The organism is Oribacterium sp. NK2B42 (assembly GCF_000424445.1).
Lineage (GTDB): Bacteria > Bacillota > Clostridia > Lachnospirales > Lachnospiraceae > Oribacterium.
In genome coordinates this window covers 1-2,266 of the sequence record NZ_AUJX01000053.1, presented here as the reverse complement: position 1 = coordinate 2,266, position 2,266 = coordinate 1, and the positions used below count along the sequence as shown (strand labels likewise).

Annotated in this window: 2 protein-coding genes and 1 pseudogene; all 3 read left to right on the top strand. The window is 40.2% G+C overall.

Going from position 1 to position 2,266, the window contains the following annotated elements:
- Positions 1-2 precede the first annotated feature (2 nt).
- Positions 3-260: pseudogene (locus G625_RS22005) on the top strand (IS5/IS1182 family transposase); the annotation flags it as partial.
- 280 nt (positions 261-540) lie between these two features.
- A complete protein-coding gene (locus G625_RS0112450) occupies positions 541-1,071 on the top strand; it encodes a type III toxin-antitoxin system ToxN/AbiQ family toxin (protein ID WP_029201375.1) in 531 nt (176 codons plus the stop codon).
- Positions 1,072-1,630: 559 nt separating this feature from the next.
- Positions 1,631-1,819 (top strand): hypothetical protein, encoded by a 189-nt coding sequence (locus tag G625_RS0112440; protein WP_029201374.1) that lies wholly within the window; start codon positions 1,631-1,633, stop codon positions 1,817-1,819.
- Positions 1,820-2,266 lie beyond the last annotated feature (447 nt).

The window sequence follows — 2,266 nt, the reverse complement described above, 5'->3', positions numbered from 1 at the left end:
CCATGTATAAGAAAAATCAAAATCATCAGTTTAGTCTCGGAGATTTCAATCAGCCAATGGGTCTAAAACTTGATCCAGAGAATAAATGGATAAAAAAAGCTGCCATGATTCCCTGGGATGAAATAGAAGCTGTGTATGCAGATATGTTTCCTTCTGATTGTGGAATGCCTGCAAAACCACTACATATGGCACTGTGGGCTCTCCTGATTCAAATCATGAGTTATGGCTATTATCCTGACAAGCACCAGATGGAGAGAATAGCGGTCATTGATAAAGTGTATGAACAGCAGGAATACATGTATAAAAACAATGTTCACACCACGTTGGTGCCTGGTACCATAAAGATTTTATAAACAGAATTATGGATTGACTTTCAAGTTAATAAAAGATATATTTTAATTAGCAGAGAACCCTGCTGTGAGTGGGAACGATAAAAGCAGAGAACCCTACTGTGAGTGGGAACGATTAAAGCGGTGAATCCTACCGATAAGTGGAAACGATTTTGGGCTGCATTTGCAGCCCTTTTTTTAGGAGAAAAAATTGAAACAACAAAAATTGCAGCTATATACTCTAAACATGAAGTATGTTCGTGATTTACATAATTCAGACGACAAAGTTCAGTCTATATCACCTCAAATCCATAAAAGTAACAGACCTTTCGTAGGAATAGTTGTTGTTTGTGGCGAACACATGTACTGCGTGCCTTTAGATCATCCAAAAGAAAAACACTATAAAATGAAAAATGACGTTGATTTTACTAGGATTTTTGATGGCGAAAAACTCATGGGTGTCATGAATTTTAATAACATGATACCTGTTGATGAATCAGTAATTACAAAGATGGATCTACGTATCAAGAAAAACGAGAGTAGCAGTGAAAAAGCATATAAGATTCTTTGTGCAAAGGAACTTGATTGGATACAAAAGAATCAAGATGCGATTGTCAAAAAAGCCAATAAGCTTTATAGAATGATAACTACAGGAGAAGCTAACAATCTATTAAGAAATCGCTGTGTAGATTTTAAAAAGCTTGAAGAAGTACTTCAAAAGAGGATTAGCAGAAACCAATGAAATTTTATATATTATAAATGATTTAGGGGGAAGTATACACCATTTGGCATCAGTTCTTTAAGATAGCAAAGCTGTGTCTTTATCCGTTTGGGGCAAATATCGTGAATATAGGTTGACAATACAAGCCGTTAGAACCGGACATCACCGGTTACTGACGGCTTTTTTCAATTATTAAATGATTATAAACTTGTTATAGATGTGCATTTTTTTGTTTTGAGTACGAGTAGGATTAAGATATCGAAGCAAGAGATAAGTCGATATTTAGAATAGGCAGGTATTTATATGGATGACGATGATGAGTTATTTGATTTATTTATGCTTGATAATATGCACCGAAATTCCGGTGGTTGCCTTTCATGTTTGATCTTAATGATCATGCCGGTAGTGCTGATCGTAAGCATTATCCAGGCTATATGTTAAGGGATTAAAAATATGGATAAAGAAATCGCAGACGTTGGTGCCCGGTAGTGCGCCCAGCTAAGGGCGCTTCACATAGTGGATTGAGAACGTCCACCTGATAAGTTGCGAGCCACAACATCAGAAGCGAGTTTTGTGTGGTATGCGGCAACGTATACTGCAAAGCGTAAACAGCATGGCTGTAGGGGCAGTATTCAGCATCGTAAGACCATTATACCCAGAGGACGACGCGGTTGCCTGTGCGGAAGTCTATACAGAGGGAATCGATATTGGCGAGATTCTCTTTGCTCTGGCGGTGTCGGTTAGACCTGTTCATGCAGTACTAAAGTGAAGTGTCAACTGGGGAGAGCCTGTTTGATCCATATCAGCTCCGATTAGTGTGTGTGGCAATAATGTATAAGTGGTATGCCAAAGTAACCAGAAACGAAACATTGGTGCCGCGGAGTGCGCCCAGCTAAGGGCGCTTCACATAGTGGGTAGGAAACGCCCACCTGATAAGTCGTAAGCCACGACATCAGAAGCGAGTTTTGCGTGGTATGCGGTAACGTATATTGCGAAGCGTAAACAGCATGGCTGTAGGGGCAGTATTCAGCACCGAAAGACCAATAATTTCAGAGGACGACGCGGTTCCGTGCGCGGAAGTCAATATGGAGTGAATCGTTATAGGCGAGATTCTCTTTACTCTGGCGGTGTCGGTTAGACCTGCTCATGCAGTACAAAAGTGAAGTGTCAACTGGGGAGAACCTATGCGTTCCGTTGTGAGTGTGTTGAGACGGTA

What these genes read in the sequence shown, in the direction of transcription:
- G625_RS0112440 (WP_029201374.1), top strand. Translation starts at nt 1,631, where the DNA reads ATGCGGCAACGTATACTGCAAAGCGTAAACAGCATGGCTGTAGGGGCA.